Here is a 21,954-nt window from a genome sequence, read left to right on the forward strand (position 1 = left end):
AGACAGCTCAAAACTGGCTCGAAGCCTTCGCCGTCTACCACAATTCACGCCAAACTTAACGCGACCGTGGAATAACGGCGTCTCGGGGGCATCCCCCCGGACCGCGGCGACCGATTCCCGCCTTCGTTCGTCAGGAGTCGGGCGGTTTCGCGGGCCCTCGCCTACTCGCCGAACCGCGTTTTCAGCGCCGTGCGGTCGATCTTCGAGGGCCCCGAGGTGGGCATCTCGTCGACGAACGCCAGCTGCTTCGGGACCGCGTAGCGGGCGACGCGCGAGGCGAGGTGCGACTCGACCTCGTCGAGCGTGAGCGACTCGTCGCCGACGAGGATCGCCTTCCCGACCGTCCCCCACCGCTCGCTCGGGACGCCGATCACGACCGCCTCCTCGATATCGGGGTGATCGGTGAGCGCGTCCTCGACGCGGGGCGGGTAGACGTTCTCGCCGCCGGAGACGAACATGTTCTTCTTGCGCCCCTCGATGTGGTAGTAGCCGTCCTCGTCGACGCGCGCGAGGTCGCCGGTCGACACCCAGTCGCCGAAGGTCGCCGCCGTCTCTTCGGGCTCGTTCCAGTAGCGGTCGGCCGCTGCCGGGCCCGCGAGTTCGAGTTCGCCGACCGCCCCGTCGGGAACGGGGCCGTCCGCGTCGACGACGCGCGCGTCGACCGCGAGCGCCGGGACGCCGACGCTGCCGGTCTTCTCCGGCGGGAAGTCGTCGGGCATCGCGAAGTTGTTCGGCCCGCACTCGGTGAGTCCGTACCCCTGTGATATCTCCACGCCGCGGTCGCGCCACGCCGCGATGACGCTCTCGCGGCAGGGGCCGCCGCCGCTCTTCACGAACCGGAGCGAGGAGAGGTCGGTGTCGTCCCAGTCGTCGTGGCGAGCCATCATCCGCAACACCGCGGGGACCGCGACGAGCGTCGTCGCGGACTCGCGCTCGATGTCGCGCAGGACCCGCTCCGGGTCGACCTCGGGACTCAACAGGATGCGACCGCCAATCTGGAAGACCGGCAGCGTGATGACGTTCCACCCGCCGGTGTGGAACATCGGGAACACCATCGGCGTCACGTCGTCCGCGCGGAGCCCCCACGCGGTGATCGTGTTGAACGCGTTCCACCGGATCGCGCCGTGGCTGATCACGGTCTCTTTCGGCGTCCCCGTCGAGCCCCCGGTGTGTAAGAGGAGGTGCGGGTCGGCTAGCGAGACGTCCGCGGTCTCGACGGGCGAACCGTCCGCGGGGAGGTCCTGGGTGTACGGCCGCCACGCGTCGTCGCCGTCCGTCGGGATCGCTCGGACCGCCGGCTCCACGTCGGCCCGCTCCAACGCGTCGACGACGTCGCCCTCGAACGGCGTCTCGACGAGGAGCAACTCGGGACCGGCGGTCCCCAACACGGCGGCGAGGTCGCGCTCCGCGAGTCGATGGGAGAGGGGCGCCAACACGGCACCGACCTTGCCCGTCGCGAAGAACAGGTCGACCAGTTCGACGCGGTTCCGCGAGACGACGGCGACCCGATCGCCGGCCTCCACTCCGGCGTCCCGGAGGAACCGCGCGGTCCGGTTGGCGCGTTCGTCCAACTCGGCGTAGGTGTACTCGGCGTTCGCCGCGGTGTCGGTGACGGCGACGCGATCCGGGGAGAGCTCGGCGCGCCGGGCGGACAGCGATCCCACCCACTCGTAGCCGCGGTCGCCGTGCGGGTGCGGTCGCCGGTCGGATTCGGCGTCGGAACCGTCGTCGCGGCCGTCGGCCCGCGGGTCGTTCTCGGTCGCCATCTCAGGCGACCTCGCCGAGGAACGTCCGGACGCGGTCGTTGACGCGCTCGCGCTCCTCGATGAAGAAGAGGTGCGGCCCGTCCTCGATCCGCTCGACCGTCGCATGCGGGAGGTGCTCGGCGAGCAGCGCGGCGTTCTCGACCGGGAGAACGCGGTCCGCCGTGCCGTGGAGGACGAGCGTCGGCACGCTTAGTTCGCCGAGCCGGTCGGTCGCGTCGAACGCCGCCACCGCGCCCGCCTGCGCCTCCCGGCCCGTCGGCGTCGCGTCGCCGGCCAGCCGCCAGTCGACGATGCGGTCGACGAGGTCCGGTTCGCGCTCGTAGAACCCCTCGGAGACGGCCGGCTCCATCAGGTACCGAATCCGCTCCCGCGGACCGACATCTTCCGGAGGGGAGAAGATGTGCTCTTGGACCTCCGGGGGCGTCTGCGCCGCGTCATCCCCGCCCGGAGAGGTACACAGTAGCGTCAGCGAGGCGACCCGGTCGTCGGCCAGCGCGAGCTCCTGCGCGATCATCCCGCCCATCGACGCGCCGCAGACGTGGACCGCGTCGATCCCGTGGTCGTCGAGGACCGCGCTCGCGTCCGCCGCCATCTCGGACGCGGTGTAGGGGCCGTCCGGCACGTCCGAGTCGCCGGTGCCGCGGTTGTCCGGCCTGAGAACCTCGTAGTCGTCGGCCAGCGCGTCGGTGAGCCACCGCCACATCCACCGGCCGTACCCGAGCCCTTCGAGCAGTAGTACCGTCGGCCCCGCCGGGTCCCCGTCGACGGCGTAATCGATCGTCACGCCGTCGCGTGTCACAGTTGGCATGAACAGAGAGACCACGCCGCCCTCCATCAACCCGGGTGTTAACTTTTCAACCGTGCCGGGGGTCGCGGGGGTATCGGACCGCCGGACGGGTCCGATCTCCCGGCCGGCACGCACACTCAAGTTCCTCCCTCGTGACGGCCAGGGCATGGACACCGCGAACTTCCTCTTCGTCTCCGCCGACGCCGCACTTATCACCGATCTGGCCTGGCAAGTTCACCGCGAAGGCCACGAGGTGAGATACTACATCGAGGCCGAGAGCGACCAGGAGATCGGCGACGGGTTCGTCCCCAAGACGGACGACTGGCGCGCAGAAGTGGATTGGGCGGACGTCATCATCTTCGACGATATCTGGGTCGGTTCCGACGTCGGCACGGGTGAACTCGCCGAGGAGCTCCGTGGGAAAGGGAAAGCCGTCGTCGGCGGGACGCCGAACACCGATCACCTCGAAGAGGACCGCGGCTACGCGATGGAGGTCCTCGAAGAACACGGCGTGAACACTGTCGAACACCATATCTTCGACAGTTTCGACGCAGGGATACAACACGTCCAGGAGAACCCCGCCCCGTATGTCATCAAACCGCTCGGCGAAGTCCAGAACGTCAAGCGCTTACTGTACGTTGGAAACGAGGACGACGGAAGCGACGTCGTAGACGTGTTGAGGGCGTACAAGAAAGCGTGGGGTCACCGGATGAAGGGCTTCCAGCTACAGCGCAAAGTAGCGGGCGTCGAAATCGCCATCTGCGGGTTCTTCAACGGGAACGAGTTCATTGACCGGGTCAACTTTAATTTTGAGCATAAGAAATTATTCCCGGGCAACATCGGCCCCTCGACCGGCGAGATGGGGACCTCGATGTTCTGGGCGGGCCAGAACAAACTGTTCAAAGAGACCTTCGGAAAGATCGAGGGCTGGCTCGCCGACGAGGGCTACGTCGGAAGCATCGACATCAACTGTATCGTCAACGAGAGCGGCATCTATCCCTTGGAGTTCACGCCGCGGTTCGGGTACCCGACCATCGCCCTCCAAGAGGAGTCGATCGAGTCGTCGACGGCGGAGTTCTTCTACGACCTCGCCCACGGGAACGACCCCGACCCGACGGTCCACGGCGGCTACCAGATCGCCGTCAGAGTCGTCCTCCCGCCGTTCCCGTTCGACGACGAGAAGACGTACGACGAGAACTCGCGGAACGCGGCGGTCGTCTTCCAGACGGAGAGCCGGGAGGGGAGCCACGCGAGCGGCGAGCGCGTGACGTCGTCGGGGGTCGCCCCTGACGGAATTCATCTGGAGGACACGAAGCAGGTCGACGGGCAGTGGCGCGTCGCGGGCGAGAGCGGGATGCCCATCGTCGTCACCGGGAAAGGCGAGACGATGGGGGCGGCGCGCGAGCAGGCGTACGGTCGCATCGACGACGTCGTGATGCCGAACATGTACTACCGCGACGACATCGGCGAGCGCTGGGTCGACGGCGACGGCGACCGCCTCCAGGCGTGGGGGTACCTCGGTCCCTGACGATCGGGACGGAGCGATCGCGTCTGCGACACCGAGCACGCCCTCCACGACTTTTTAACGGCCCGGACCACTACTCCGAGTATGCCGAAGTATTCGACGGGCGGCGGCGGCGGCGGCGACGACGGCGACGCGTGCGAGCTCTGCGGTCGCGAGACCGCGCAGCTCCAGAAGGCGACGGTCGCCGGCGCGAAGCTGCTCGTGTGTTCGAACTGCCGGCCCCACGACGACGCCGGGAACGCCCCGAGCGGGGGCGACGCTCGCGGCGGAAACACGGGCGGCAGCCCCGGTGGCGCCGGTTCCGGGTCGAGCCCGACCGAGAGCCGCAAGAAGGAGCTCGCACGCAAGCAGGCGGAGATGTACGACTCCGCGACCGGCGACTCGAAGCACTGGGAGGAGGAGGGAACGAACTACGAGGCCGACCGCCTCCCCTACCTCGTCTCCGGCTACGGCGACGTCGTCACCGAGGCGCGGCAGGACGCCGGGCTGACGGTCGAGGAGGTGGCGGCCGAGTTGGAGGTCGACGAGGACGACCTCCACGCGGTCGAGGACGGCCGGGCCGCGACCGCCAACGTTGGCGGGTCCGTCGTCCGCGCGCTCGAAGAGCGGTTCGGGGTCACCCTCGTCGACGAGTGACTTCGACCCGGCGCGCGCGGCCGGGGCGAGCGCGTGACCGTCGAACCGAGCGTCCGCTCGACGGGTCCGGCGAGTCGAAACGACCAATCCGTCGGGCGACGAGGGTCCGGCAATGAAGGCCATCAAGGACAGCGTCCACGGCCACGTCCGGCTGGGCGACCTCGCCGCCGAGCTCGTGGACACGCCCGCCTTCCAGCGGCTGCGACACATCAAACAGCTGTCCACGGTGCGGCTCGTCTACCCCTCCGCGAACCACACCAGGTTCGAACACAGCCTCGGCGTCTACCACCTCGCGCGCAGCGCGATAGACGGGCTCGGAGTCGACGACGACACCGCCGCGCACGTCCGCGCCGCGGCGATGCTCCACGACGTGGGACACGGCCCCTACGGCCACCAGACCGAGGGGATCATCCGGCGCGCCACCGGGCGCGACCACGACGACGTCGGGTGGCTGCTCACCGACGCCGACCGCGAGGTGTGCCAGGTGCTGGAGCGCAACGGGCTCGATCCCGAGCGCGTCGCGTCGCTGATCGACGGGAAGGGGGCGCTCGGCCCGCTCGTCTCCGGCGAACTCGACGTGGACCGCATGGACTACCTCGTGCGCGACGCCCACCACACCGGCGTCCCGTACGGCACCGTCGACACCGGTCGGCTCGTGAACGAGCTCCGGCTCGTCGACGAGGCGGGGAGCGGCGCGGCCGACCTCGTCCTGGAGGAGGGGAACGTCGCGACCGCCGAGAGCCTGCTCGTCGCCCGCTCGCTGATGAACGCGGTCGTCTACCGCCACCACGTCTCTCGGGTCGCGGGCGCCATGCTGGAGCGCGCCTGCGAGCGCTACCTCGACCGCACGGAGACGGACGCCGAGGCGTTCCGTCGGATGGCGGACCACGACCTCCTCGTCGAACTCCGCGAGCGGATCCCGGCGCTCGGCGAGCGCATCGAGCGGCGAGACCTCTACAAGCGCGCCGTCTGGGCCGGTATCGGCGACGTGCCGACCGGGACGGTCGACGCGGGGCGCGCGGAGGAGCGCGCGGCCGAACGCGAGATCGCCGACGCCGTCGGCGTCGACCGCGACGCGGTGATCGTCGACATCCCCTCGCGGCCGACGCTCAAGGAGTCGGGGTCGACCGTCGTCGTCGACGGCGTCCCGCAGCGGTTAGAGGACGCCTCCGAGCTCGTCACCGGCCTCCGAGCAGCGGAGCGCCGTCGCTGGACGCTCGGGGTCTACTGCCCGGAACCCCACGTCGACGCCGTCGCGAGCGCGGCGCGAGACGTCCTCGGACTCCGGGCCCTGGGCCGGCCGTCCGCCTGATCGCCGGGGTCGTCCGCGTCGCCCTCGCGGCCGCTCCGAGTTACTCTCCGTCCGGTCCCGGCACGGTCAACACCGGCCGGTCAGCGTTCAACACGAGCGCCTGCGTCGTGCTGCCGAAGACGGCCTTCCCGGCCGGGCTGCGCTTCCGGCCGGACACGCAGATCGCGTCGGCGTCGACGTCGGCCGCCGCGGCGATCAGTTCGTCGGCGGGGTCGCCGCTGGCCTCGTAATGGACGCAGGTGACGCCCGCGTCCTCTAAGAGCTCGCGGGCGCGCCGCACCGTCCCGAGCTGGTGGACCGACGCGCCTTCCGGATTGTCTCGGAACACGTGACAGAGGTGTGCTCTGACCTGCTCGGCGGCGGCCGGGAGATCGATGAGGGCCTCGGCCTGTGCGATCGCCCGCGGCTCGTCGTCGAGTCCGATTCCGACTAACACGTCGTACATACCCGACGGTTCGCGGAGCCGAGGTATAAATCGCAGCACCGGTTCGCGGGCCGCGAGACCGAGGCTTCGGCGCGCTCGACTCACAGCCTTTTATCTCGTGACGCCGAAGGCGCACGCATGATCACGGTCAAGGACACCGTCCACGACCACATCGAGATCGACGGTGTCGCCGCGGACCTCGTCGACACCCCCGCCGTCCAGCGCCTCCGCCACGTCAAACAGCTCGGTACGGTCCAGCTCGTCTACCCCTCCGCGAACCACACTCGGTTCGAGCACAGCCTCGGCGTCTACCACCTCGCGAGCCGCGCGCTCGACCACCTCGGGATCGAGGGGAAACGCGCCGACCGCATCGAGGCGGCCGCGATGCTCCACGACGTGGGGCACGGCCCCTTCAGCCACAACCTCGAATCGCTCACGCACCGACTGACCGGGAAGTACCACGACGACGTAGACGAGCTGCTCGCGACCGGCGCGGTCGGCGAGGTGTTACGCGACCACGACCTCGACCCGAACCGGATCGCGCGGCTCGTCGCCGGCGAGGGGACCTACGGCCCGCTGATCTCCGGCGAGCTCGACGTGGATCGCATGGACTACCTCGTGCGCGACGCCTACCACACCGGCGTCCCGTACGGGACCATCGACACGGAGCGGTTCGTCCGCGAACTGGCGTTCGTCGACCCGGGCTCGAACGGGGACGACGCCGCGGACGGGGTCGAGGTCGACGGCTCGTCGGAGCGCGCCCTCCAACTGGTCCTAGACGAGGGGAACGTCCAGACCGCTGAGAGCCTGCTGCTCGCCCGCGCGCTGATGAATCCCGTCGTCTACACGCACCACGTCGCGCGCATCTCGAAGGCGATGTTGCGCCGGGGCGCGGTCGACCTCCTCGACGCGACCGCGACGACGGCGTCGGAGCTGCGGCGCATGGACGACCACGACTTCCTCGCGGCGCTCCGGGACTGCGGGGAGACCGCCGAGCTCTCCCGCCGGTACGACGAGCGCGACCTGTACAAGCTGGCGGTGTGGGCCGAGTACGGGGACGTGCCCGAGCGCGTCCACGACGCGGACCGTGCGGCCGAGACCGCGCTCGAACGCGAGATAGCCGAGGAGGCGGGCGTCGCGCGCGACCACGTGATCCTCGACGTGCCGCCCGAGCCGACGATGCGCGAGTCGACCGCGCGCGTCACCGTCAACGGACAGATCCGCCGCCTCGAACGGCAGTCCCCGCTCGTCTCCGCGCTTCGGACCGCCCAGCGGAACCAGTGGCGCCTCGGCGTGTACGCGCCCGCCCCCGCGACCGATCGCGTCGGCCGAGCCGCGGCGGACGTGCTCGGGCTCGATCCCGACGGTCTCGTGACCGAAGTGCGCGGCGCGATGCCGACGACCCTCGACGAGTTCTGACGGCCACCCGGACGGAGCGCCGTCGTCGACGCGTTCCCGTGAGATTTTAACCCCGGCTGGCGAGCCTCAGACATGCATCTCGAAGGGACCATTCTGGTCGGTCCCGACTTCGAGCCGGTCGAGGGCCGGGTCGTCGTCGCGGACGGCGAGATCCTCCGGATCGAAGAGACGGCCGTCGACGGCGACGACGTGATCCTTCCCGCGTTCGTCAACGCGCACACGCACATCGGCGACTCCATCGCCAAGGAGGCGGGCGAGGGGCTCTCGCTCGACGACCTCGTCGCGCCGCCGGACGGACTGAAACACCGGCTCCTCCGAGCGGCGGACCACGACGAGAAGGTGGCCGCGATGGCCCGTACCCTCCGGTACATGGAGTCGACGGGGACGGGCACGTTCCTCGAGTTCCGCGAGGGCGGCGTCGAGGGCGTCTCCGCGCTCCGCGACGCGCTCGCGGGCGAGGGAGTGGAGTTCGACGAGCGCGCGATCGACGCGGTCGTGTTCGGCCGCGACGACCCGGACGTGCTCTCCGTCGCGGACGGGTACGGTGCGTCCGGCGCCCGCGACGCCGACTTCGACGCGGTCCGGACGGAGGCGCGCGACGCCGGCAAGCTGTTCGGCATCCACGCCGGCGAGCGCGACGCCGACGACATCAACGCCGCGATGGACCTCGACCCCGACTTCCTCGTCCACATGGTCCACGCCGAACCGATCCACCTCGAACGGCTCGCCGACCGGGAGACGCCGGTCGTCGTCTGTCCCCGCTCGAACCTCGTGACGAACGTCGGCGTTCCGTCGATCCGCGAACTCTCCGAGCGGACGACCGTCGCGCTCGGCACCGACAACGTGATGACAGACTCGCCGTCGATGTTCCGCGAGATGGAGTTCGCGGCGAAGCTCTCCGATCTCCCCGCCCGAGCGATACTGCGCATGGCGACGGTCAACGGGGCGGAGATAGCCGGCGCGAACCGCGGCGTGGTCGAGCCCGGGGCCGACGCCGACCTGCTCGTCTTAGACGGCGACTCCGACAACCTCAGCGGGGCGCGAGACCTCGTCCGCGCCGTCGTCAGGCGCGCCGGACAGGCCGACGTCTCGCGGGTCGTCATCGGCGGCGAGTCGGTCGTCCCCCGCGACGACTGAGTCGCGCTCCGGCCTTCCGCCGCGACTCCTCGCTCGCTCCGCTCTCCGCCCGATTTCGCGCCACGCCGACGGGATGAAATGGCCTCCGAGCGTACGACCGACCGATGACGACGCTCTCGCTGCTCGCCGGAGTCGCGCTGGGACCGATCGTCGGCCTCGTCGCGACGCTCGCGATGGATCGGGTGATGCCTCGGCTCCCCGAGGGGACGACGGCCCCGAAGGTCGCCGCGGGCGTGCTCACGGACACGCCGGTCGACGACGCCCCGGAGCGGCTGGCGACGTGGGTCCACTACGTCGCCGGCGGCGGTTCGGGCCTGCTGTTCGTCGGACTGGTCGCCGCGACCGGATCGCTGCTCGGCCTCGGTTCCCTCGCGGCCGTCGCGGTCGCCGGCGTCGCACAGCTCGCGCTGATGGTCGGCTTCTTCGCGTTCGTCCCGCTCCCCCGCGCCTCGGGCCTCCCGCGTCAGCGGCTCGGGACGATCCGGCGCGACTGGGCGATTTCGGCGGCGACGTACGTCCTCGTCGCGGCCGTCATCGTCGCCGTCGCGACCGGGGTCTAGCTCGCGCTCGCGGCTGGAGAGAAACGGTTTAGTCGCTGGCTGCGGCCCAATGGAGTATGCACGCCATCACTCGATCCGGCTGGATCGAGGTCATTTCGGGGTCGATGTTCTCCGGCAAAACCGAAGAGCTGCTCCGCCGCCTCCGGCGGTCGGAGATCGCCGGTCAGTCCGTCGCCGTCTACACGCCCGCAGTCGACGACCGCTACGGCGAGACGACGATCGGGAGCCACACGGGGCGGCAGTGGGAGGCGACAGTGGTCGACAACGAGGGCGACGGACCCTTCGAGGTGCTCGACGACGACCCGGCCGAGGTCGTCGCGGTCGACGAGGCGAACTTCTTCTCCGACGCCCTCGTCGAGGTGTGTAACGAGCTCGCGGACCGCGGTAGCCGGGTGATCGTCTCGGGCACCGACCAGACCTTCCGCGGCGAGCCGTTCGAGCCGCTCCCCCAGCTCATGGCGACCGCCGAGTACGTCGACAAGCTTCAGGCCATCTGCTCGGTCTGTGGGGAGCCCGCCTCCCGGAACCAACGACTCATCGAGGGCGAGCCCGCGCACGTCGACGACCCGACGATCCTCGTCGGCGCCGAGGAGTCCTACGAGGCCCGGTGTCGGGACTGTCACGTCCTCCTGACCGGAGACAGGCCCGAAGAAGAGCGACCGTTCGAGCGTCCGGACCCGGACCCCGCGAACGACTGACCGCCCGCCGACTCCCTCTTCTCACGATTCCGCCTCTCGTCCGTAACGCCCGCTAGGCCGGAGTCTCCGTCGCGTCCGCCTCGTCGGCTTCCGACTCCTCGTCGCTCGCGGTCGCGAGTCGGAACAACCCGACGAGCGCGCCCGCCGCGACGAGCGCCCCTTCCGCCTTCGCGGCCGCGTACACCCAGTCCCGAGGCTCCGCCTCGCCGGCGTTTCGGTAGAGCGCGCGCGTCCAGAGGGCGACGGCGCGACGCGGCGCGACGGCCTCGATCAGTCCGCCGATTCCGGCCACCAACAGCAGTAGCGCTTTCATGTCGGCCCTTCGACGGCGACCCTCAAAAGCGGACCGGGGAGTCCGCCCCGTCGACGCCGCTCGGTTCGACCCCGGGAACCGGTCTCAGTCGTCGCCCACCGGCTCCGCGGCGTCGAGGTAGCGGCCACAGGTGGCGGCCGCCCACTCGCGGACCGCCGGCGCGTCGGACCACAGCAGCGCGGCGATCCCGTCTCCGTCGACTAGCCCGACGACCGCCCGGTCGTCGGCGAGGGCGACCGTCACGGGCGACTCCCCGTCGTGACGGTACGCCTCGATCCCGCGCTCGACGAGGAGCCGCCGCACGACCGGACCGGCCGGCCCCGAAAGGCGGTCGCTCGCGGCGTCGGTGAACACGACGCGGAGGTCTCTGGGGGCGTCTCCGTCGCCGTCCGCGGCCTCGACGACCCCGCTCAGCCGTCGGGCGAGACCGGCGTCGAGTCGCGGAACGACGGCGACGACCGCTTCGGCGTCGCCGACGACCTCGGCCAGTCGCTCAGTGAGGTCCGCGTCGACCGGAGCGACCGCGTCGCCGCTCGCCGTCTCGTTCGCGCGCTCGACGACCTCCGTCTGACCGTCGAGGGCAGCGAGGTCCGCGTCGACGGCGCTCGCCACGAGCGATCGGAGGGCCGCCGCGGGCGACCGCGTGTCGTCGGTCACGGTCGCCGTTGGAGGGGGCCGGGCGTAAACGTCAGGGACGTGCCGCTCGCAGACGGCGTATGGACGAGACGCCTCCCGCCGAGCGCCTGTCGGGGCTCCTCGGCGACCGCGACGAGACGCTCGCGACCGCGGAGTCGCTCACTGGCGGGCTGGTCGGGTCGCGAGTGACCGACGTGCCGGGCGCCAGCGCCTACTTCGACCGCGGGTTCGTGACGTACACTTACGACGCCAAACGCGAGCTGCTCGGCGTCTCTCGCGAGTCGCTCGACGCGCACGGCGCCGTGAGCGACCCGGTGGTCAGCGAGATGGCGGCCGGCGCGCGCGACCGAGGGGACACGGACTGGGCTGTCGCGACGACCGGTATCGCCGGACCGACGGGCGGGACCGACGAGAAACCCGTCGGGCTGGTCTACGTCGGCGTCGCCCACGCCGCTCCGTGGGGCACCGGGGACTCATTCGTCCGGACCGAGCGAGTCGTGCTCGACGGCGACCGCGACGCGGTGAAGCGCGGTGCGGCCGAGACCGCGCTTGACGCCCTCGTCCGTGCCATCGAGCGCGTCGACGACGCGGCGTCGACGGACTGAGCGCGAACCGGGTCGCGGAACGGCGCTCGAAGTGTGCGAGGTGTTATCACTCGCCTCCGCGTAGCGAGGGCATGATCGACCGCGTCCTGGTGGCGATGGACGACTCCGACCTCGCGGAGCGAGCGCTGCGCTACGCGCTCGACGCGCACGGAGACGACGCGGCCCTGACCGTGATCCACGTCGTCGGCGGTCCGTCGCCGATGATGGGAGCGGCGGTCGGGCTCGCGCTGTCCGACGACTCGGACGAGGAGATGCGTAAGGCGGCCGCACCCGTGTTCGAGCGGGCCCGCGAGATCGCCGCCGAGCACGACGTGACCGTCGAGACGGTCGTCGAGGTCGGCCGGCCCGCTCGGGGCATCCTCGATCACGCCGAGGAGTTCGACGCGGTCGTCCTCGGCACGCACAGCGGGTCGCTCGCGGACCGGCTGCTCGTCGGGAACGTGGCGAAAACGGTGTTCGATCGCTCGCCCGTGCCGGTCACGGTCGTGCGGTGAGGCTCGGCCGACGCGGCCTCCGCGTTCCTCACTCGATGTAGGCGTTGCCGATGACGGCGACGACCAGCGCGGCGAGGACGATCCACGTCAGCGGCTCGACCGCGAGCAGTCGGATCGGCCGGGCGACCGACCCGTCGAGGCCGAAGAGGTAGCCGCCGGCGAACACTATCGCGAACGCGAGCGCACCGACGATTCCGGCCACGCCAAGCAGCGCGGTGTCCGACGAGTCCATGCGCCCGAGTCCGCGCGGGACGTACATAAACGGATCTCTGACCGGCGCCCGGCGCCGCGCAGGTCAGTCCTCGCCCGAGTCCGGCGCTCCCGACGCCTCGATCCGCTCTTCGTACTTCGCGAGCGACTCGTCCAGTGCCTCCCCGGCGTCGACGTCGAGCGAGTCGGCGAGCGCGAAGAGCGCGAAGAGCGCGTCTCCGAGTTCGTCGTCGCTGACGGCGATCCGGTCCGGGTGCGCGCCGTAGCCGGTCGACTCCGCGGCGTCTTTCGCCACTTCGCCGAGTTCGGAGACGACGTCGAGGAGGCGGTACTCCGGCGGGGCGTCGAGGTCGTGGTCGTCGACGAACGCGGCGACGGTTCGTTGTTCGTCCATCGCGGGCGACTGCTCTACGGCACGGTAAATGCGTGGCGGATCAGTGAGTTCACGCCGTCGTAAACGCCCCGGCCAGACGGAAAGAGACGAGACGGGTCAGAGAGCCAGGGCAGGGATGTGGGAATTATGTTTACAATCCCTCCGCTCCACCAGCGTGTATGTCGACGCAGGATCCCCGGGACGCGGTCGAAGGGCTCCGAAAGCGGATTCGCGAGCGCGAACGCGACGTCACTGACGAGGACGCCGAGGCGCTGCTCACCTTCTCCGACCAGCTGGACTTGATGAAGAGCGAGTACTCCGACTACCGACACCTCAAGCTCCTCCGGCACTGTACGCGGATGGCCGAGGCGACCGACCAGCTCGCCGAGGCCGCCCACGATCGCGACGCGGCCGAGACTGTCGTCCGCTGGATCAACCGGCAGTACGACAACGAGGAGACGAACCGGGACTACCGGAGCGCTGTCCGTGTCTTCGCGAAGCGCGTCCGTCGCCTCGACGAGTCGCCCGAGAGCGTCGCGTGGATCCCGACCGGTACCTCGAGCACCTACGACCCGACGCCGAGCGAGCGCGACCTCCTCTTGTTCGAGGAGGACGTCAAACCGATGGTCGACGCCTGCCGGAACACCCGGGACGCGGCGTGTATCATGCTCCAGTTCGAGGCGGGGCTCCGCGGCGGCGAGCTCCAGTCGCTCACCATCGGCGACATCGTCGACGGCGAACACTCGCTCGCCGTCCACGTCGACGGCAAGGAGGGCGAACGCGTCGTCCACCTGGTCGTCTCCGTCCCGTACATCAACAAGTGGCTGAACGACCACCCCGCCGGTGACGACCCTGACGCCCCGATGTGGTCGCACCTTTCGAAGCCCGAGCCCCAGAGCTACACCAGCTACCTGAGCAACTTCAAGGAGCCGAAGAAGCGGATCGACCTCTCGAAGGAGGTCACCCCGACCAACTTCCGTCGGTCTAACACGCGGTGGCTCGTCCTCCAGGGCATGAGCCAGTCGCGGATCGAGGACCGACAGGGCCGGAAGCGCGGCTCCGAGGCGACCCAGCGCTACATGGCTCGGTTCGGCGAGGAGTCGAACGAGCGCGCCTACGCGTCGATGCATGGACTCGACGTCGAGGAGGACCCCGACGGTGACGACCACGCGCCGCTCACCTGCCCGCGGTGTGACCGGGAGACGCCCCGGGACAAGGAGTGGTGCGTCTGGTGTCACCAGGCGCTCTCGCCCGAGGCCGCCGAGCGCGTCGAGGAGGTCGACGAGGCCATGTTCGAGTCCGGGGTCGAGACTGACGACCCGCAGGTCGCCGAGGACCTCCGGACGGTCAACCGACGGATCACGGCACCGGTCAAGCATCTGATGGCCGACGACGAGTGACTCAGGCATCGGCCTCAGCCTCCTCGAGTCGGTCGAGTGCGTTCTTCGCGTGCGGTGCGATCGGAAGCTCCGTCTCGGCAAGCCGCTCTAGTTCCGGCTGAAGCTCTCGGATCACCTCGATCGGCGCGTCGCCCGCGCTCAGGTCGGTACCATCTTCTGCTGTGGTCGTGCTCATCGGGCTTCCTCCAGGTTCTCCGCCTCGATTCCGGACCGGTAGTCGGTCCCGTACTGTGCGTCGACGGCGGCCGCGATGGCCACGCCGTGGATATTGGTGATGTGCGCCGGCGCGAGCCCGTAGCACGTCGTCAGCGTGTCCTCGCGGCGGAAGACGACGACCGCCGACTGCGCGTCGTACCGCGCCTCGTCGTGGCGCGGGACTGGCGCCGCGTCCGGCACCTCGACGCGAAGCCCGCGGTTCCACGAGCCGATCACACTGGCAGTCGGCCCGGACCCGCGGATCCGCAGCATCCGATTGGCGTGGTCGGTCGGGTCGGCCGCGTACTTCGAGCTCACAGCACCACCTCGAACGTGAGAACCACTGCGAGGGCGCCGGCGAGCCCCAGCGTGAGCCATCGGAAAGCCCACACGTGCGGCTCGCTCATCGCCCCACCTCGCTCGGGTCGCGCCCGGCGACGATCACGTCGTGGATCGTCTGGAGCGTCTCCTTGTTCCAGTCTCTACGGACGCCCGGCGCGTCGATGTCAAGCGCGCGTTCGAGGACATCCGTCGTCCCGCCCCGCGTGAGCTGCTCGATCCACTCGCGCCGGTCGAGGTCCTCGCGCTCGTCGACGGCCGTCGGCTGGTAGTCGACAGTCTCGCAGACCGCGGCGAGCACGTCGCGCATCCAGCCAACCGTCGTGTTGGCTCGCTCCCACCGGACGCCGTCACGATTGACCATCTCGTACCGAGTGCCGTCGGCGTCAGTTTCTCGCGTGATCTCGCGGACGAGGTTGGGCTTCTGGAGCTGTCGCGACCGACGCGTGTCGGCCTCGCCAGCGACACGGGTGAACACCCACTTCACGGGCGAGGTGTCGCGCCACTTCGAGACCTCGAGGTCTGCGAGGAACCCGTCGGGTGTGTCTCCGCGCAGGTGCGCGCCGAGCGTCTTGCCGATCTCCTGGATGCGGACGTCGGTCGCGCTGTTCGCGATGGAGCGCGACGAGACGATCCGCTTGTCGGCCACATGCTCGGCGACGTACTGCTCGATGGCGTCGAGAGCGGCCTCGCTACCGCCGTAGGCCTTACCTTCGTAATCGTTCTTCTGCCCGACCCCGTTGTCTTCGAGGACCTGATCGGCGGTGGTGCCGCCGTCGGTGCGTGCGACTCTGTCTCCGACTTGATCGCGGCTCATGATGCGAGATGCTCACCCCGTTCGTAGCCGCAGCCGGGACACCGCCACCAGACGTGATCGCCGTCGCCAACGTCGTCCATGTCGTCACCGCAACCCTGACACGAGCGATCAGTTTCTCCGTCGTCTCCAGCAACGTCGGCCATCAGAGGACCACCCCGCCGAGGTACGCACCGAAGGCGATTGCGACGGTGACCAGTGCGACGACCAACAGCGCGTAAACGACGAGCATGGCCGGCGTCACTTCGATGTAGCCGAGCACCTCGTCACTCGGCATCGTCCACCTCCTCGAGGACGTAGGTCGTCCCGTCGTCGTGTGCGAGGATCGCGTCCCCGTTGCGCTCCAGGAGCTCGGCGGTCTCGCGCTCGACGTGGTCGACGACGCGGAACTGCGTGGCGCTCACGCGGTCTCCCCTCGGTTCTGGTACTGCCGCCACGTGTCGTCGCCCTCGGGCCGAGTTTCCTGCTCTTGCTGCTGGCCGACGAGCTGGTAGTAGCTCGCCTCCGCAATGCGCCCGACAGGGTTCACCTGTGCGACACGCCAGAGGCGCCGGTACGGGCGGCCGTTGTACTCTCCGGCCATCCACACCTCATCACCGGTGACGAGGAGGTCGTACTGCTTGCCCGACTGCGGGCTCGTCCGAACCGTGATCGTTCGGGTCTCGAAGTCTTCGCCCAGCGGCGCCGTCCAGGACACAGGGTCGTCGACGTCGACGACACACCACGGCTTCGACCAGGAGTTGCCATCCTCGGTGACGAGTTCGACCTTCTCGCCGAGCCCAACATCGAGGGCATCCGCGACAGGGTCGCTCGCGAGCGGGTCCTCCTCGTGTTCGTCGGCCTCGCTCACCACACTCTCGGTCGCGTTGAAGTCGACCTCGCGCGGCTCGACGTCGTCGCCCGCGACGCGCTCGGCCGTCTCCTGGAGCAGGTCGACGCGCGTCTCGGAGACGTACGGGATGTCCGTGAGCGTCTTCCTCTCGGTGATGAGGATGTCTGCGACGGTCTCGATGCCGTTGTCGTCAAGGCGCCGAGCGACCGACTCGCCGAGCCCGTCGACGTGGTCAGCGAGGGTGACGACGTCGGTCCTCGCGTTGAGGTCCTCACTCGCCATCGTCACCACCAGTCCTCATCTTCGAGGTGCTTCGTGAACGTGTACACGCCCTCGATGACGTGCGGCGGGTACACTTCGAGCTGATACTGACTCTTGTAGACTGCCTTCACGTGGCCGCCGGGCAGGAACTCGACCCGGTCGGCAGAGTGCGGGTCGCGCTCGTCGGTGAAGTGGATCTCCGCGCCGTTCGGGAGGACGTGGCCCTCACTCGGCATCGGCGCTCACCTCTTGGTCTTCGGTCTCGTGAGCGTCGCCGAGCGTGCCTTGGAACTCCTCGGGCAGGCTCGCGAACGGGAGGATCTCCGAGTTGATGAACGCCGCGTACATCCCGGCCATGTCGCCGCCGTCGAACAGCGCGACGTAGCCGGTCTCGGAGACGACGCCGCGGACGTACTCGCCGTCCCACCAGTACTCGAAGCCGAGCATCGTCGTCGCCCGGCTCCCGCCCGTGTCCGCGAGGTGGGCAGCGTCGTGGTACTTGATAGTCGACTCCTCGGCGTCGTCGTCAGCGTCGAGGCTCCGCGTCTGCGTGGTGTTCCACGCGTTCGCCTTCGGGTAGTCGCTCACGTACTCGGCGAAGCCGTCGACGTCGATCTCGGCGCGGTGGATGATCGTCCCTTTCGCGATGCCGAGCGTGTCGAACAGCCAGTCGCCGTCCGAGCGGTTGACGCCGACCCATCCCTCGGTGAGGTCGGCGATCCACTCGCAGTAGACGTCCTCGCGACCTTCGGCCGTCTCGGTGACGATCCCAGTTTCGGTGACGTAGATGTCTTCGCGCTCGGTGTCGATCTTGTTGGCGGCATCGCCGGCGTAGACCGTGGTGCCGTCGAGACGTTCGTACGCCGTCGCGTCGATCGCCGGGTACGTACTCTGCTCGACGTGACCTTCGATCGTCGGGTCGGCGATCTCGTCGCGGGCGAGCCCGAGGATGGTCGCGCGCATCAGCGCTCACCCTGCCCCCACGACTGCCACTCGTTGAGGATCTCCACCGCCGCGTCGGTCAGTGCGTAGTTGTTCGTCCGCTTGTCGAGGGCGCTCTTCGCGACGAGGTCCGCCTCGACGAGCGTATCGAGGTTCGGGTACAGCCGGCCGTGGTTAACCTCCGTCCCATACAGCGCCTCGAGTTGGCGCTTGATACGGAGTCCGTACGCCTCCTGGTCCTCCTCGTTGGCTAAGGTCTGGAGGATGTCCCGCTGGAACGCGGTCAGGGCTGCGAACTCGCGCAGCTGCTCGCGTGTCTCGTGGTCGGCGTCGATACGTCCTGCGTCGTTGGAGCCATCTTGAATAGGCCCCGTGTCTGAACTACTCATGGGTCTTCCGTTAATCCCCTCGTGAGAGGGGCTCGCTGGGGGACCCGGCCGTCGGCGTTCCAGCGCCGGCGGGTTTTGCTCCCGCGAAGGCCAGGTCAACCTGTGATTAGGCCACCCATTACAAATAGTTTCTCCCTAATAGGGAGATTATACTCTACTTACGGGAATAGTTAAACCGGAGTAGAGTGTATCAACACCCACACCGCTAGAGATATGGGGGTCAGTACTCGAACCGCGTGTGTGCGACAGCGCGCGGACTGGATGAAGCCGGTCGACGATCAGATCCTGGAGTTGATGCGGGATGAGGGCAACCTTACTCCGCGTGCGGTCGACGACTTCGGGGTCGCCGTGAGCGATTACGCCGGTGATCGGTTCTCTGTCCTCCGCCGCTACGGACTTGTTGAGCGGATCTCGCGCGGCCTCTACCGTCTCACCGATGACGGCCGTGCCTACCTGGACGAGGAGCTCGACGCGGCCGAGCTCGAGCCGGTCGAGTAGCCTCACGCGACACGCACCTCCTCGAACGGGAGCTCGATACGGTTCTTCTGGTCGATGATCGTGTAGTAGCGACCGCTCTCGTACTCCGGCGTCCGATCGCAGGGGACACACCAGAAGCTCTCCTCTCGATGCTTCCACCGGATGTGACCGCGCGGACAGGTGTAGCGCCACCGACCAGGCCCCGACCGGTCGATCTCGACGGGCATCAGCACACCCGCAGTCCGGGGGCCGCCTTCTTGATCGCCGGGCCGAGCCACCGCGGCGGCGACCGACTCGGTGTGTTCTGAAGCTCACCGTACTCGTTGAAGGTGAGCGTCCACGCCTCGCTGTCGTGTTCGACCTCGACGATCGTCCCGTCGTCGTGCTCGTCGACCGCGACCGAGACGTCGACGTCGTCAGCGTCGAAGCCGAGTTCGGTGATGTCGACCGTCGTCCGTGTGCGGGTAGCCTGTGAGGGCATACCTCAGCCGACGGGTGGATGAACGGTAAAAGGGGGCCGTACTTCCGGGGCTATTAGTCCGAGGCCTAGCCCGCTACTCTGCCGACGGGGGTCTGATTATCAGTTCTCCCCCTGGTTGGTGTTCTGATATTGCTGAGTTAATTTCGTCGTCATAGTTGATGAGGTGGTTATAGTCAAGAGTCGTCAGATAACCGCTTCCTCCGTTCTCCGACCAATTTGAGGCATCAGCTACAACTTGGCAATCATCCTCATTGCCAATCGCTGATGATAAGGAGAACAACAGCTCCAAATTATTGGATCGTGGAGTTATTTGATCAATACGATTCTCGATGAACTCTTTCCGTTTGCTGATCTCTCTCTGCCGTTCACGCAACCTGCTTAGTACCGTTGTACGATCAACATCCTCGAACGCATCTTGGATATCATCAAAAGTACCTCGATCGTTAGAGCTGAGATCGGCTTCGTCGAATTCTTCTAGCTCACCGCCTGAGATGAGGTAATCAACGACATCAGCATACAGCTTCGCTTTTCGCTCGGGGACTTCGTTAAATTCTGACTCAACCTTGGAGCTAATTATGACTTGTAACTCCTCGTTCATAATTAGGTCTCTAGAGCCTCTGTCGCCATCAGGAAGGACAAAATCGACTAGTACGGATGTGTCAAAGAATATGTCTGGTGGAATTGAGGACCCGTTGAGCGACATTATTAGTCAGAGATATACTCCCGCTCTAGCTGATTTAAAGAGTCATCGAGTGTGCCATCGTGGTCAGGGAAACCAGTGTGATCGGGTAGTAGCCCGCGCTCAACGACACGCTCCCTGAAATTCGCGATCTCCTCGTCGTACTCATTAAGATGACGTTCTAACTCCCTTGCCCTCTCTAAGCGGAGTTCATCAGCCTCTGGGCCCATAGCTGTCTCCTGAGAAATAACGAGACCAGGTACCTTCCAAGCATCATAGTAGTGGGTATTCTGGGCATCCTTGAACGCTGAAAGGTGTTCCTCAGTCAGATCACGAACATCAAGTTTTGACAGTTGGAGATACATATCCTCAAGAACATCTGTGAACTGACGGAAATACGGAATCGTCTCTTTTAGATCCTCGTCAGCACCCATCGAGAGGTGAATCTCAGAGACTATTTTCTGGACCTCAGCGTAGTGATCTGGCGCACTAATTCTCTGTTCCTGACCAAATGCAGATAGGCCTGCCTGAGCAGTCCCGCCGCCACTAGATTCGACGTATTCCTGTAGCTGAGAGATGGTTTTTCTGAGAAGCGTTCTCAACGACAGACTGTGCTTGTAGACCTGAGCAAATCTCGTGGGTGAGTACTCCTCGTAGAAATCGCCCAAGAACGACGTGCGGCTCTCAAAAAGGACATCCTGTGCGAGGTTGAACTCTCTCTTGAAGTATCCAGCATATTTCCGCACATCGGCTTCAGCCGAGTACGACCGCTGGCTGTCGATAAACTGGGCATTGTCGATTGTGTCCGGAGAGACTGTCTCATATTTCCCTTCGTAATTTGTCGCAGACACGTCCGGACTTTTACACTTAGCACCAGCAAGATACCAGCTATAGGTGATAGGAATATCAAATTCGTCAGCGGCCATATAGACCAACTTCTGGATTTTCACCTCGCCGAAGTTGGTTGCCTTCTCATGTTCAATTGAGTCAGACTCAGCTACGGCTAGCGCGAGGCCTTCCAGAATCTTATCGATCTCCTCACGCTCAGCCGCACTCATCACTTACCAAATCTCTTGCTCCAAGAATCAAAGTACTTCTGGAAGACAAATCAACCAGTGTTGTTTACGATCTGTATCCGGACCACTAAGCTTGGTTAACTGGAGGAATTGAAGTAATGGTATGACATGATTCGAGGGATGAATCGACGGCAGAGTACAACCATCGGTGATCAAGCCGCTCCCGCTCGACAAGGTCGTACGCGCGGAGCTTGTCGAGTTTGTTTCGTCGGTCGCGACGGCTGATGGGCGTCCGCTCTCGGTTCGCGTACACGCGCTCCTCGACCGCCTCGTATCGCTGGTTTAGCTCGCGACCGGTAATCTCGCCAGCGTCGCGAATCAGTTCGTAGAGGACGCGATGGTGGAATGGGAGTGAGTGAAGGTTTGCTTCCCGGATGCTCGACCGAGCGCGCTCGTAGGCGTCGTCGACATCGGCGTCGTGTATACGTCCGTGTTCGCGTTCGACCGCGATCTCGGCGGCCGCGCACAGCGTCTGGATGCCCTCGCGAGCGACGCCGGCGACGTCGTCGGCGATCGTCTCCAGCTGCGCGCGTGTGACCACGTTGTCGACGAGCCCGACACGCGCCCGGTCGCGAAGGATGTCCGCGAGTTCGTCGACGCCGAATCGGTCGAGTTCGATCCGCCCGCCGTGGAGGTACTGGCGGACGCCCGAGTCGGCACGAGCGAGCCAATCGTCTGGCTCGTGGCAGATCACCACGACCTCGACACCGGGGACGGCGGTCAGCTGGCCGACCGCATCTGTCCCGGCGACGTCGTCGGCCTCGTCGAGCAGGAGGAAGAGCTCATCGCTCCCGAGCGTCTCCCGGAGTCGATCCGAGAGCTCATCGTTCGGCGCGTTGTCGGCGACGGTCCCGCCGGCGCCGCGGATAGCCATGCGGAAGAGCTCGCCCGTGGTCGTGCCGAGCGCTTGGATCCACGCCCAGCGCGTGCCGAACTCGCGAGCGAACTCCTCGAGGACGGTTCGCCCGAGCGCTGTCTTCCCGACACCACTCGGACCCGCCAGCAACGCGCCCTGATCGTGGTCGGAGCGCGCTCGGTGGAGGAGCCGGATGAGCTCCTGGACATGCGCCTCGCGATGCCGGAGGTCGGGTGGCGGGGTCTCGTCGTCGAAGACTTCCGGACGACGTATCATACTGGTGACTGCTGACGCGGAGTGGGGTAATAAAGCGGGGCC

General features: G+C 67.3%; 33 protein-coding genes. 11 read left to right on the forward strand and 22 right to left on the reverse strand.

All coding sequences use genetic code 11. The features are described 5' to 3' along the window. Window positions 1-161: 161 nt before the first annotated feature. Together ABDZ89_RS06540 and ABDZ89_RS06545 are read right to left on the reverse strand one after the other, a co-directional pair. Window positions 162-1,766, reverse strand: coding sequence for an AMP-binding protein (locus ABDZ89_RS06540; RefSeq protein ID WP_343777628.1), 1,605 nt, complete (start codon window positions 1,764-1,766; stop codon window positions 162-164). A 1-nt stretch (window position 1,767) separates the two neighbouring features. Continuing rightward, the gene (locus ABDZ89_RS06545; RefSeq protein ID WP_343777630.1) at window positions 1,768-2,574 is read right to left on the reverse strand and encodes an alpha/beta fold hydrolase; all 807 of its coding nucleotides are present in this window, start codon (window positions 2,572-2,574) and stop codon (window positions 1,768-1,770) included. Between the two features lie 145 nt (window positions 2,575-2,719). Between ABDZ89_RS06545 and ABDZ89_RS06550 the strand changes: the two genes are divergently transcribed. The 3 genes from ABDZ89_RS06550 (at window position 2,720) to ABDZ89_RS06560 (ending at window position 6,026) form a co-directional block, all read left to right on the forward strand. Then, window positions 2,720-4,081, forward strand: a complete 1,362-nt coding sequence (locus tag ABDZ89_RS06550; RefSeq protein WP_343777632.1) for a phosphoribosylamine--glycine ligase — start codon at window positions 2,720-2,722, stop codon at window positions 4,079-4,081. Window positions 4,082-4,162: 81 nt separating this feature from the next. After that, window positions 4,163-4,714 carry a helix-turn-helix domain-containing protein gene (locus ABDZ89_RS06555; protein WP_343777634.1) on the forward strand — a complete coding sequence of 184 codons (552 nt, stop codon included), beginning with the start codon at window positions 4,163-4,165 and terminating at the stop codon, window positions 4,712-4,714. 112 nt (window positions 4,715-4,826) lie between these two features. After that, the gene (locus ABDZ89_RS06560; protein WP_343777636.1) at window positions 4,827-6,026 is read left to right on the forward strand and encodes an HD domain-containing protein; all 1,200 of its coding nucleotides are present in this window, start codon (window positions 4,827-4,829) and stop codon (window positions 6,024-6,026) included. A gap of 40 nt (window positions 6,027-6,066) precedes the next feature. Here ABDZ89_RS06560 and ABDZ89_RS06565 read toward each other — a convergent pair whose 3' ends face one another. Next, window positions 6,067-6,471: a universal stress protein gene (locus tag ABDZ89_RS06565; RefSeq protein ID WP_343777638.1), complete on the reverse strand. Its 405-nt coding sequence runs from the start codon at window positions 6,469-6,471 to the stop codon at window positions 6,067-6,069. 117 nt (window positions 6,472-6,588) lie between these two features. Between ABDZ89_RS06565 and ABDZ89_RS06570 the strand changes: the two genes are divergently transcribed. The 4 genes from ABDZ89_RS06570 to ABDZ89_RS06585 all read left to right on the forward strand — a co-directional run bounded on the left by ABDZ89_RS06570 (window position 6,589) and on the right by ABDZ89_RS06585 (window position 10,264). Next, window positions 6,589-7,869, forward strand: a complete 1,281-nt coding sequence (locus ABDZ89_RS06570) for an HD domain-containing protein (RefSeq protein ID WP_343777640.1) — start codon at window positions 6,589-6,591, stop codon at window positions 7,867-7,869. Window positions 7,870-7,941: 72 nt separating this feature from the next. After that, window positions 7,942-9,006, forward strand: coding sequence for an amidohydrolase family protein (locus ABDZ89_RS06575; protein WP_343777642.1), 1,065 nt, complete (start codon window positions 7,942-7,944; stop codon window positions 9,004-9,006). 104 nt (window positions 9,007-9,110) lie between these two features. Further along, window positions 9,111-9,566 (forward strand): hypothetical protein, encoded by a 456-nt coding sequence (locus tag ABDZ89_RS06580; RefSeq protein WP_343777644.1) that lies wholly within the window; start codon window positions 9,111-9,113, stop codon window positions 9,564-9,566. Between the two features lie 56 nt (window positions 9,567-9,622). After that, window positions 9,623-10,264 (forward strand): thymidine kinase, encoded by a 642-nt coding sequence (locus tag ABDZ89_RS06585; RefSeq protein WP_343777646.1) that lies wholly within the window; start codon window positions 9,623-9,625, stop codon window positions 10,262-10,264. 52 nt (window positions 10,265-10,316) lie between these two features. Here ABDZ89_RS06585 and ABDZ89_RS06590 read toward each other — a convergent pair whose 3' ends face one another. Continuing rightward, window positions 10,317-10,577 (reverse strand): hypothetical protein, encoded by a 261-nt coding sequence (locus ABDZ89_RS06590; RefSeq protein ID WP_343777648.1) that lies wholly within the window; start codon window positions 10,575-10,577, stop codon window positions 10,317-10,319. Between the two features lie 84 nt (window positions 10,578-10,661). Continuing rightward, a complete protein-coding gene (locus tag ABDZ89_RS06595; RefSeq protein WP_343777650.1) occupies window positions 10,662-11,234 on the reverse strand; it encodes a transcriptional regulator FilR1 domain-containing protein in 573 nt (190 codons plus the stop codon). Between the two features lie 59 nt (window positions 11,235-11,293). Here ABDZ89_RS06595 and ABDZ89_RS06600 point away from each other — a divergent pair, with 59 nt between their 5' ends. Together ABDZ89_RS06600 and ABDZ89_RS06605 are read left to right on the forward strand one after the other, a co-directional pair. Then, on the forward strand, window positions 11,294-11,818 hold the full coding sequence (locus tag ABDZ89_RS06600; protein ID WP_343777651.1) for a CinA family protein: 525 nt from the start codon (window positions 11,294-11,296) through the stop codon (window positions 11,816-11,818). A 71-nt stretch (window positions 11,819-11,889) separates the two neighbouring features. Then, entirely contained in the window at window positions 11,890-12,312 is a 423-nt protein-coding gene (locus ABDZ89_RS06605) for a universal stress protein (RefSeq protein WP_343777654.1), read from the forward strand. A gap of 28 nt (window positions 12,313-12,340) precedes the next feature. On the opposite strand, the gene ABDZ89_RS06610 is transcribed toward ABDZ89_RS06605, so the two are convergent. Together ABDZ89_RS06610 and ABDZ89_RS06615 are read right to left on the reverse strand one after the other, a co-directional pair. Continuing rightward, complete coding sequence (locus tag ABDZ89_RS06610) at window positions 12,341-12,544, reverse strand: hypothetical protein (RefSeq protein WP_343777655.1); 204 nt, start codon at window positions 12,542-12,544, stop codon at window positions 12,341-12,343. 63 nt (window positions 12,545-12,607) lie between these two features. Continuing rightward, on the reverse strand, window positions 12,608-12,916 hold the full coding sequence (locus ABDZ89_RS06615) for a MazG nucleotide pyrophosphohydrolase domain-containing protein (RefSeq protein ID WP_343777656.1): 309 nt from the start codon (window positions 12,914-12,916) through the stop codon (window positions 12,608-12,610). Between the two features lie 158 nt (window positions 12,917-13,074). Between ABDZ89_RS06615 and ABDZ89_RS06620 the strand changes: the two genes are divergently transcribed. Next, entirely contained in the window at window positions 13,075-14,295 is a 1,221-nt protein-coding gene (locus tag ABDZ89_RS06620; RefSeq protein WP_343777657.1) for a tyrosine-type recombinase/integrase, read from the forward strand. Between the two features lies 1 nt (window position 14,296). On the opposite strand, the gene ABDZ89_RS06625 is transcribed toward ABDZ89_RS06620, so the two are convergent. The 10 genes from ABDZ89_RS06625 to ABDZ89_RS06670 form a co-directional block, all read right to left on the reverse strand. Continuing rightward, window positions 14,297-14,470 (reverse strand): hypothetical protein, encoded by a 174-nt coding sequence (locus tag ABDZ89_RS06625; protein WP_343777658.1) that lies wholly within the window; start codon window positions 14,468-14,470, stop codon window positions 14,297-14,299. Then, window positions 14,467-14,808, reverse strand: coding sequence for a hypothetical protein (locus ABDZ89_RS06630; protein WP_343777659.1), 342 nt, complete (start codon window positions 14,806-14,808; stop codon window positions 14,467-14,469). The genes ABDZ89_RS06625 and ABDZ89_RS06630 overlap by 4 nt, the downstream gene beginning before the upstream one ends. Before the next feature lie 85 nt (window positions 14,809-14,893). Further along, complete coding sequence (locus ABDZ89_RS06635) at window positions 14,894-15,646, reverse strand: hypothetical protein (protein ID WP_343777660.1); 753 nt, start codon at window positions 15,644-15,646, stop codon at window positions 14,894-14,896. Beyond that, complete coding sequence (locus ABDZ89_RS06640) at window positions 15,643-15,789, reverse strand: hypothetical protein (protein ID WP_343777662.1); 147 nt, start codon at window positions 15,787-15,789, stop codon at window positions 15,643-15,645. Before ABDZ89_RS06640 ends, ABDZ89_RS06635 begins: the two co-directional genes overlap by 4 nt. After that, window positions 15,789-15,920 (reverse strand): hypothetical protein, encoded by a 132-nt coding sequence (locus tag ABDZ89_RS06645; protein ID WP_343777664.1) that lies wholly within the window; start codon window positions 15,918-15,920, stop codon window positions 15,789-15,791. Before ABDZ89_RS06645 ends, ABDZ89_RS06640 begins: the two co-directional genes overlap by 1 nt. After that, window positions 15,910-16,047 carry a hypothetical protein gene (locus tag ABDZ89_RS06650; protein ID WP_343777666.1) on the reverse strand — a complete coding sequence of 46 codons (138 nt, stop codon included), beginning with the start codon at window positions 16,045-16,047 and terminating at the stop codon, window positions 15,910-15,912. Before ABDZ89_RS06650 ends, ABDZ89_RS06645 begins: the two co-directional genes overlap by 11 nt. Further along, entirely contained in the window at window positions 16,044-16,757 is a 714-nt protein-coding gene (locus ABDZ89_RS06655; RefSeq protein WP_343777668.1) for a helix-hairpin-helix domain-containing protein, read from the reverse strand. The genes ABDZ89_RS06650 and ABDZ89_RS06655 overlap by 4 nt, the downstream gene beginning before the upstream one ends. A 2-nt stretch (window positions 16,758-16,759) precedes the next feature. Beyond that, entirely contained in the window at window positions 16,760-16,972 is a 213-nt protein-coding gene (locus ABDZ89_RS06660; protein WP_343777670.1) for a hypothetical protein, read from the reverse strand. Next, entirely contained in the window at window positions 16,962-17,699 is a 738-nt protein-coding gene (locus tag ABDZ89_RS06665; protein ID WP_343777671.1) for a hypothetical protein, read from the reverse strand. The genes ABDZ89_RS06660 and ABDZ89_RS06665 overlap by 11 nt, the downstream gene beginning before the upstream one ends. Continuing rightward, on the reverse strand, window positions 17,699-18,067 hold the full coding sequence (locus tag ABDZ89_RS06670; protein WP_343777672.1) for a PadR family transcriptional regulator: 369 nt from the start codon (window positions 18,065-18,067) through the stop codon (window positions 17,699-17,701). Before ABDZ89_RS06670 ends, ABDZ89_RS06665 begins: the two co-directional genes overlap by 1 nt. 261 nt (window positions 18,068-18,328) lie before the next feature. Here ABDZ89_RS06670 and ABDZ89_RS06675 point away from each other — a divergent pair, with 261 nt between their 5' ends. Further along, the gene (locus tag ABDZ89_RS06675; protein WP_343777899.1) at window positions 18,329-18,565 is read left to right on the forward strand and encodes an ArsR family transcriptional regulator; all 237 of its coding nucleotides are present in this window, start codon (window positions 18,329-18,331) and stop codon (window positions 18,563-18,565) included. Window positions 18,566-18,567: 2 nt separating this feature from the next. Here the strand turns inward: ABDZ89_RS06675 and ABDZ89_RS06680 are convergent, their stop codons facing one another. The 5 genes from ABDZ89_RS06680 to ABDZ89_RS06700 all read right to left on the reverse strand — a co-directional run bounded on the left by ABDZ89_RS06680 (window position 18,568) and on the right by ABDZ89_RS06700 (window position 21,912). Next, window positions 18,568-18,771 carry a hypothetical protein gene (locus tag ABDZ89_RS06680; protein ID WP_343777673.1) on the reverse strand — a complete coding sequence of 68 codons (204 nt, stop codon included), beginning with the start codon at window positions 18,769-18,771 and terminating at the stop codon, window positions 18,568-18,570. Next, window positions 18,771-19,025, reverse strand: coding sequence for a hypothetical protein (locus ABDZ89_RS06685; protein WP_343777674.1), 255 nt, complete (start codon window positions 19,023-19,025; stop codon window positions 18,771-18,773). The genes ABDZ89_RS06680 and ABDZ89_RS06685 overlap by 1 nt, the downstream gene beginning before the upstream one ends. Window positions 19,026-19,098: 73 nt before the next feature. Next, complete coding sequence (locus ABDZ89_RS06690) at window positions 19,099-19,728, reverse strand: DUF8169 family protein (RefSeq protein ID WP_343777676.1); 630 nt, start codon at window positions 19,726-19,728, stop codon at window positions 19,099-19,101. A gap of 2 nt (window positions 19,729-19,730) precedes the next feature. Further along, entirely contained in the window at window positions 19,731-20,762 is a 1,032-nt protein-coding gene (locus ABDZ89_RS06695; protein WP_343777678.1) for a DUF8098 family protein, read from the reverse strand. An 85-nt stretch (window positions 20,763-20,847) separates the two neighbouring features. Further along, a complete protein-coding gene (locus ABDZ89_RS06700; RefSeq protein WP_343777680.1) occupies window positions 20,848-21,912 on the reverse strand; it encodes a Cdc6/Cdc18 family protein in 1,065 nt (354 codons plus the stop codon). Between the last annotated feature and the right edge of the window lie 42 nt (window positions 21,913-21,954).

It is taken from the genome of Halorubrum ejinorense (genome assembly GCF_039522565.1).
In the GTDB taxonomy this organism is placed as follows: Archaea; Halobacteriota; Halobacteria; order Halobacteriales; family Haloferacaceae; genus Halorubrum; species Halorubrum ejinorense.

Excerpts from the sequence above, each read along its gene's own strand:
- ABDZ89_RS06675 (WP_343777899.1), top strand. The coding sequence starts at position 18,329 with ATGAAGCCGGTCGACGATCAGATCCTGGAGTTGATGCGGGATGAGGGC.
- ABDZ89_RS06645 (WP_343777664.1), bottom strand. The coding sequence starts at position 15,920 with ATGCCGAGTGACGAGGTGCTCGGCTACATCGAAGTGACGCCGGCCATG.
- ABDZ89_RS06615 (WP_343777656.1), bottom strand. The coding sequence starts at position 12,916 with ATGGACGAACAACGAACCGTCGCCGCGTTCGTCGACGACCACGACCTC.
- ABDZ89_RS06700 (WP_343777680.1), bottom strand. The coding sequence starts at position 21,912 with ATGATACGTCGTCCGGAAGTCTTCGACGACGAGACCCCGCCACCCGAC.
- ABDZ89_RS06555 (WP_343777634.1), top strand. The coding sequence starts at position 4,163 with ATGCCGAAGTATTCGACGGGCGGCGGCGGCGGCGGCGACGACGGCGAC.
- ABDZ89_RS06680 (WP_343777673.1), bottom strand. The coding sequence starts at position 18,771 with ATGCCCGTCGAGATCGACCGGTCGGGGCCTGGTCGGTGGCGCTACACC.
- ABDZ89_RS06565 (WP_343777638.1), bottom strand. The coding sequence starts at position 6,471 with ATGTACGACGTGTTAGTCGGAATCGGACTCGACGACGAGCCGCGGGCG.
- ABDZ89_RS06605 (WP_343777654.1), top strand. The coding sequence starts at position 11,890 with ATGATCGACCGCGTCCTGGTGGCGATGGACGACTCCGACCTCGCGGAG.
- ABDZ89_RS06580 (WP_343777644.1), top strand. The coding sequence starts at position 9,111 with ATGACGACGCTCTCGCTGCTCGCCGGAGTCGCGCTGGGACCGATCGTC.
- ABDZ89_RS06625 (WP_343777658.1), bottom strand. The coding sequence starts at position 14,470 with ATGAGCACGACCACAGCAGAAGATGGTACCGACCTGAGCGCGGGCGAC.
- ABDZ89_RS06620 (WP_343777657.1), top strand. The coding sequence starts at position 13,075 with ATGTCGACGCAGGATCCCCGGGACGCGGTCGAAGGGCTCCGAAAGCGG.
- ABDZ89_RS06690 (WP_343777676.1), bottom strand. The coding sequence starts at position 19,728 with ATGTCGCTCAACGGGTCCTCAATTCCACCAGACATATTCTTTGACACA.
- ABDZ89_RS06585 (WP_343777646.1), top strand. The coding sequence starts at position 9,623 with ATGCACGCCATCACTCGATCCGGCTGGATCGAGGTCATTTCGGGGTCG.
- ABDZ89_RS06570 (WP_343777640.1), top strand. The coding sequence starts at position 6,589 with ATGATCACGGTCAAGGACACCGTCCACGACCACATCGAGATCGACGGT.
- ABDZ89_RS06665 (WP_343777671.1), bottom strand. The coding sequence starts at position 17,699 with ATGCGCGCGACCATCCTCGGGCTCGCCCGCGACGAGATCGCCGACCCG.
- ABDZ89_RS06635 (WP_343777660.1), bottom strand. The coding sequence starts at position 15,646 with ATGAGCCGCGATCAAGTCGGAGACAGAGTCGCACGCACCGACGGCGGC.
- ABDZ89_RS06545 (WP_343777630.1), bottom strand. The coding sequence starts at position 2,574 with ATGCCAACTGTGACACGCGACGGCGTGACGATCGATTACGCCGTCGAC.
- ABDZ89_RS06550 (WP_343777632.1), top strand. The coding sequence starts at position 2,720 with ATGGACACCGCGAACTTCCTCTTCGTCTCCGCCGACGCCGCACTTATC.
- ABDZ89_RS06655 (WP_343777668.1), bottom strand. The coding sequence starts at position 16,757 with ATGGCGAGTGAGGACCTCAACGCGAGGACCGACGTCGTCACCCTCGCT.
- ABDZ89_RS06575 (WP_343777642.1), top strand. The coding sequence starts at position 7,942 with ATGCATCTCGAAGGGACCATTCTGGTCGGTCCCGACTTCGAGCCGGTC.
- ABDZ89_RS06640 (WP_343777662.1), bottom strand. The coding sequence starts at position 15,789 with ATGGCCGACGTTGCTGGAGACGACGGAGAAACTGATCGCTCGTGTCAG.
- ABDZ89_RS06660 (WP_343777670.1), bottom strand. The coding sequence starts at position 16,972 with ATGCCGAGTGAGGGCCACGTCCTCCCGAACGGCGCGGAGATCCACTTC.
- ABDZ89_RS06600 (WP_343777651.1), top strand. The coding sequence starts at position 11,294 with ATGGACGAGACGCCTCCCGCCGAGCGCCTGTCGGGGCTCCTCGGCGAC.
- ABDZ89_RS06610 (WP_343777655.1), bottom strand. The coding sequence starts at position 12,544 with ATGGACTCGTCGGACACCGCGCTGCTTGGCGTGGCCGGAATCGTCGGT.
- ABDZ89_RS06695 (WP_343777678.1), bottom strand. The coding sequence starts at position 20,762 with ATGAGTGCGGCTGAGCGTGAGGAGATCGATAAGATTCTGGAAGGCCTC.
- ABDZ89_RS06540 (WP_343777628.1), bottom strand. The coding sequence starts at position 1,766 with ATGGCGACCGAGAACGACCCGCGGGCCGACGGCCGCGACGACGGTTCC.
- ABDZ89_RS06670 (WP_343777672.1), bottom strand. The coding sequence starts at position 18,067 with ATGAGTAGTTCAGACACGGGGCCTATTCAAGATGGCTCCAACGACGCA.
- ABDZ89_RS06685 (WP_343777674.1), bottom strand. The coding sequence starts at position 19,025 with ATGCCCTCACAGGCTACCCGCACACGGACGACGGTCGACATCACCGAA.
- ABDZ89_RS06560 (WP_343777636.1), top strand. The coding sequence starts at position 4,827 with ATGAAGGCCATCAAGGACAGCGTCCACGGCCACGTCCGGCTGGGCGAC.
- ABDZ89_RS06590 (WP_343777648.1), bottom strand. The coding sequence starts at position 10,577 with ATGAAAGCGCTACTGCTGTTGGTGGCCGGAATCGGCGGACTGATCGAG.